This window comes from Rhizobacter sp. P1_G5, from assembly GCF_056405435.1.
Genome location: NZ_JBFUCB010000569.1, coordinates 1 through 3,974 on the forward strand (window position 1 = coordinate 1; position 3,974 = coordinate 3,974).

Below are 3,974 nucleotides of genomic sequence, written 5' to 3' on the forward strand. Positions count from 1 at the left end.
GTTCCATGGGGGCCGCTGGGTTGGGAGTGCTTCTCGCGGCGGCCGGCTTGCTGGCCGCCGTTTTCATTTCACTCGGCACCTGGCAGGTGCAGCGGCTGGCCTGGAAGCTGGACCTGATCGAGCGGGTCGAGCAGCGGGTCCGTGCGGCGCCGGTCGAGGCGCCCGCCGGGCCCGTCACCGCGGCGGCCGATGAATACCGGCACGTCGTGCTGCACGGCCGCTTCCTGCACACGCAAGRGACGCTCGTGCAGGCCGTCACCGAGCAAGGCCCCGGCTGGTGGCTGCTGACGCCACTGCAGCAGGCCGACGGCCGCAGCGTGCTGGTCAACCGCGGCTTCGTCACCACCGGATCGAAAGCCCTCGCCGCGCGCCCCGACGGCGAGGTCGCCCTCACCGGCCTGCTGCGCCTGACCGAGCCGCGCGGCGGCTTCCTGCGCCACAACGATCCCGCTGCCGGCCGCTGGTTCTCGCGCGACGTGGCGGCCATCGCCGCGGCGCGAGGGATCCCGAACGCCGCCCCCTATTTCGTCGACGCCGATGCAGGCTCGGACGCGTGGCCGGTCGGCGGCCTGACCGTCGTCAGCTTCCACAACAACCACCTCGTCTACGCCCTCACCTGGTTCGGCCTCGCCGCGATGGTGGCAGGGGCGGCGTGGATGCTGCGACCCGGCGGCCGCTGGTCGAGGGAGAATCCGCTCTCCCAGGCCTCCGCCAGCGCAGTCCCCCACGATGCCCCTCACGGCTGACTCCATCCCGCCGCAGCACATCACCATCGGCCCGCCCGCGCCGTGGGTCACCACGACCGTCGGCGTTGCCGATGCCGGCCTGAAGAACATGCAGCAGCTGATCCAGCTGCGCTGGATCGCGGTGGTCGGCCAGGTCGCCACGATCGCCACCGTGCACTTCGGTTTCGGCATCCGGCTTCCGCTGGAGCACATGCTCGCGGTGCTGTACTGCCTGGTCGCGTTCAACCTGGTCAGCGTGCTGCGGCTGCGCAACCGGCGGCCGGTGCTGCACGTGGAGCTGCTGGTCGCGCTGCTGGTCGACGTGGGCATGCTGACCGCCCAGCTGTACCTGAGCGGCGGCGCGACCAATCCGTTCGCCTTCCTGTACCTGCTGCAGGTGATCCTCGGCGCGGTGCTGCTGAAGCCCCGCTACACCTGGGTGCTGGTGGTCGTCACCAGCGTTTGCTTCGCCGGGCTCGGGCTGTATTACCGGCCGCTGGACATCCCGCTCGACCACGTGCGCGGCCTGTCGAGCCCGTTCGTGCTCGGGCTGCTGCTGTGCTTCGCGCTGAACGCGGCGCTGCTGGTCACCTTCATCACCCGCATCCAGCGCAACCTGCGCGCCCGCGATGCGCGGCTGGCCGACCTGCGCCAGCGTGCCGCCGAAGAGGAGCACATCGTCCGCATGGGCCTGCTCGCCTCGGGCGCGGCGCACGAGCTGGGCACGCCGCTCGCGACGCTGGCGGTGATCCTCGGCGACTGGCGCCGGCTGCCGCACTTCAGCTCCGACCCCGAGCTGCTGGAAGAGGTGGTCGAGATGCAGACGCAGCTGGAGCGCTGCAAGGCGATCGTCAGCGGCATCCTGCTGACGGCCGGCGAGGCGCGCGGCGAATCGTCGGAGGCGACCACGCTCGCGACCTTCCTCGACGAGCTGGTGCGCGACTGGCGCCGCACGCGGCCGGTCAAGGCCTTCGCGTACGAGAACCGCTTCGGCGACGACCTGCCGATGGTGTCCGATTCGGCGATCCAGCAGATGATCTGCAACGTGCTCGACAACGCGCTGGAGGCCTCGCCGCAGTGGCTGCGGCTCGATGTCGAGCGTGCCGGCGACGCGCTGACCCTGACGGTGACCGATGCCGGCAAGGGCTTCGCACCCGGCCTGCTGGAAACGCTGGGCCAGCCCTACCGCTCGACCAAGGGCCGGCCGGGCGGCGGGCTCGGGCTGTTCCTGGTGGTCAACGTGGCGCGCACGATCGGCGGCACGGTGGAGGCCGCGAACCGGCCGGAAGGCGGCGCGATGGTCAAGATCACGCTGCCACTGTCGGCGATCGTGCTGGAGCCCGAAGACGAACCCGAAGAAGATGACGAGGAAGTGAGCGAGAGCCATGGACAACGCTGAACGCCGCCTGCTGATCGTCGAGGACGACGCCTCGTTCGCGCGCACGCTCGGGCGCTCGTTCGAGCGGCGCGACTACCACGTCACGCTCGCCGCGAGCCTCGAAGACGTGRGCACCGCGCTGCAGGCCGGGTCGCCGGGCTTCGCGATCGTCGATCTGAAGCTCAATGGCGATGCCTCGGGGCTGGCCTGCGTGCAGGCCCTGCATGCGCACGACCCGAAGATGCTGATCGTCGTGCTGACCGGCTTCGCGAGCATCGCGACCGCGGTCGAGGCGATCAAGCTCGGCGCCTGCCACTACCTGGCCAAGCCGTCGAACACCGACGACATCGAGGCCGCGTTCGGCCGCGCGGCCGGCACCACCGAGGTCGAGCTGACGAACCGCGCCAGCTCGATCAAGACGCTGGAGTGGGAACGCATCCACGAGACGCTGGCCGAGACCGGCTTCAACATCTCCGAGACGGCGCGGCGGCTGGGCATGCACAGGCGCACGCTGGCGCGCAAGCTGGGCAAGCAGCAGGTGAAGTAGCACCTCACGGCGCGCGGAACATCCAGCGCGCGTTGTCGCCGGCGCAATCCCACTGCTGGATCGCCGCGCCATCCAACGTCGACACGTTGCTCACGTCCAGGCACTTGTTGCTGTGCGAGGCGCGCAGGTAGAAGTAGCCGCCGCCCTGGTCCTCCAGCTTGAACAGCTGGTTCGCGCCGCCGGTGCAGGTCCATTGCTGCACCACCGCGCCGTTGGCGGTGCTGACGCCGGTGATGTCGGCGCACTTGCCGCTCGCCACCGAGCGCAGCTGCCACAGCCCGTTGCCACTGCCCTGCGCGACCCACTGCTGGTTGCTGCTGCCGCCGTAGCTCCATTGCTGCAGCGCCGCGCCGTCGGTCGTGGCGCGCTCGCGCACGTCGAGGGCACGGCCGCTGTGCTTCGCGACGATCGCATAGGTCTGGCCGGAGACCGGGCCGGTGGTGGGATTGGTCGGCGGATTCGTGGGCGGGTTGGTCGGCGGATTCGTCGGCGTGTTGGTGCCGGTCGAGTCCTCGAACTGCAGCCAATCGAGGTTGGCGACGCCCAGGCCGCCCTTCGCCACCAGGTAGAGGTTGTGCACACCGCTGCTGCGCTGGATCGGCGTCGTGACCTCCTGGAAGGTGGTCCAGCCGCCGGTGTTCGGCACCGTGACCGTGCCGACGTGCGCGCCGGTCGGGCTGTCGAGGTGCAGCTCGATCTGCTTGCCGGCATAGGCCGCATCCACCGCGAGCCGCAGCTTCAGCCGGTCGACGCCGCTGCCGAAGTCGACGTCGATGTAGCGCAGCCAGTCGCCCGCATCGAAGCTGCCGACGCCGGCCGCGTCGAAGCTGACGCCGCTTTGCGCATAGAAGTTCTCGGCCTCGAGCCTGTCGATGGCGCGCCAGTTGCCTTCGTACGGCAGGTTGCGGATCAGGCTGTTCCTGCCGGTCAGCGCCGCCTTGAACACACCGGTCAGCATCGTGTTCGGCGCCATGTTCTTCTCGACATCCCAGCTGCGCCACTTCGATTCGATCGTCGCGTACGAATCGGTCGCGACGTTCGGCGTGTTGGCGCTGGCGTTGGTGCTGTTGTAGAGCGCCCAGTTGCCGACGTTGGTGCCCTTGTAGGTCCAGCTCGTCCAGTGCCAGCCGGCCGCGTTGTACTTGCCCAGCGCGTAGTCCCAGCTGCTCTGCAGGTTGAACAGCATGAACTCGCCGACGTAGTGCGGCACGTTGTACGACAGGTACTGCTTCTCCTGCGCGATCTTGCTGTCGGTGAAGCTCGCCTGCGCCTGGTAGTTCGAGTCGTTGCCCCAGTTGTAGTAGTGGAACTCGTAGATCACGTT

The 3,974-nt window shown here is 69.2% G+C and carries 4 protein-coding genes; 3 read left to right on the plus strand and 1 reads right to left on the minus strand.

Annotated elements, in window-relative coordinates; translation table 11 throughout:
* Window positions 1-5 precede the first annotated feature (5 nt).
* The 3 genes from AC1D12_RS27095 to AC1D12_RS27105 are packed head-to-tail and all read left to right on the plus strand — an operon-like array spanning window position 6 to window position 2,650.
* Window positions 6-746, plus strand: coding sequence for an SURF1 family protein (locus tag AC1D12_RS27095; RefSeq protein WP_477844123.1), 741 nt, complete (start codon window positions 6-8; stop codon window positions 744-746).
* Window positions 730-2,124 carry an ATP-binding protein gene (locus AC1D12_RS27100; protein ID WP_477828007.1) on the plus strand — a complete coding sequence of 465 codons (1,395 nt, stop codon included), beginning with the start codon at window positions 730-732 and terminating at the stop codon, window positions 2,122-2,124. The genes AC1D12_RS27095 and AC1D12_RS27100 overlap by 17 nt, the downstream gene beginning before the upstream one ends.
* Window positions 2,111-2,650 (plus strand): response regulator transcription factor, encoded by a 540-nt coding sequence (locus AC1D12_RS27105; protein ID WP_477844119.1) that lies wholly within the window; start codon window positions 2,111-2,113, stop codon window positions 2,648-2,650. Before AC1D12_RS27100 ends, AC1D12_RS27105 begins: the two co-directional genes overlap by 14 nt.
* A 4-nt stretch (window positions 2,651-2,654) precedes the next feature.
* Here the strand turns inward: AC1D12_RS27105 and AC1D12_RS27110 are convergent.
* Window positions 2,655-3,974: RICIN domain-containing protein (locus AC1D12_RS27110; protein WP_477844121.1), on the minus strand; the 1,320-nt coding region annotated here is incomplete at its 5' end.

Bases quoted from the DNA above. Each gene is read 5' to 3' on its own strand.
- AC1D12_RS27100 (WP_477828007.1), top strand. From the start codon at position 730: ATGCCCCTCACGGCTGACTCCATCCCGCCGCAGCACATCACCATCGGC.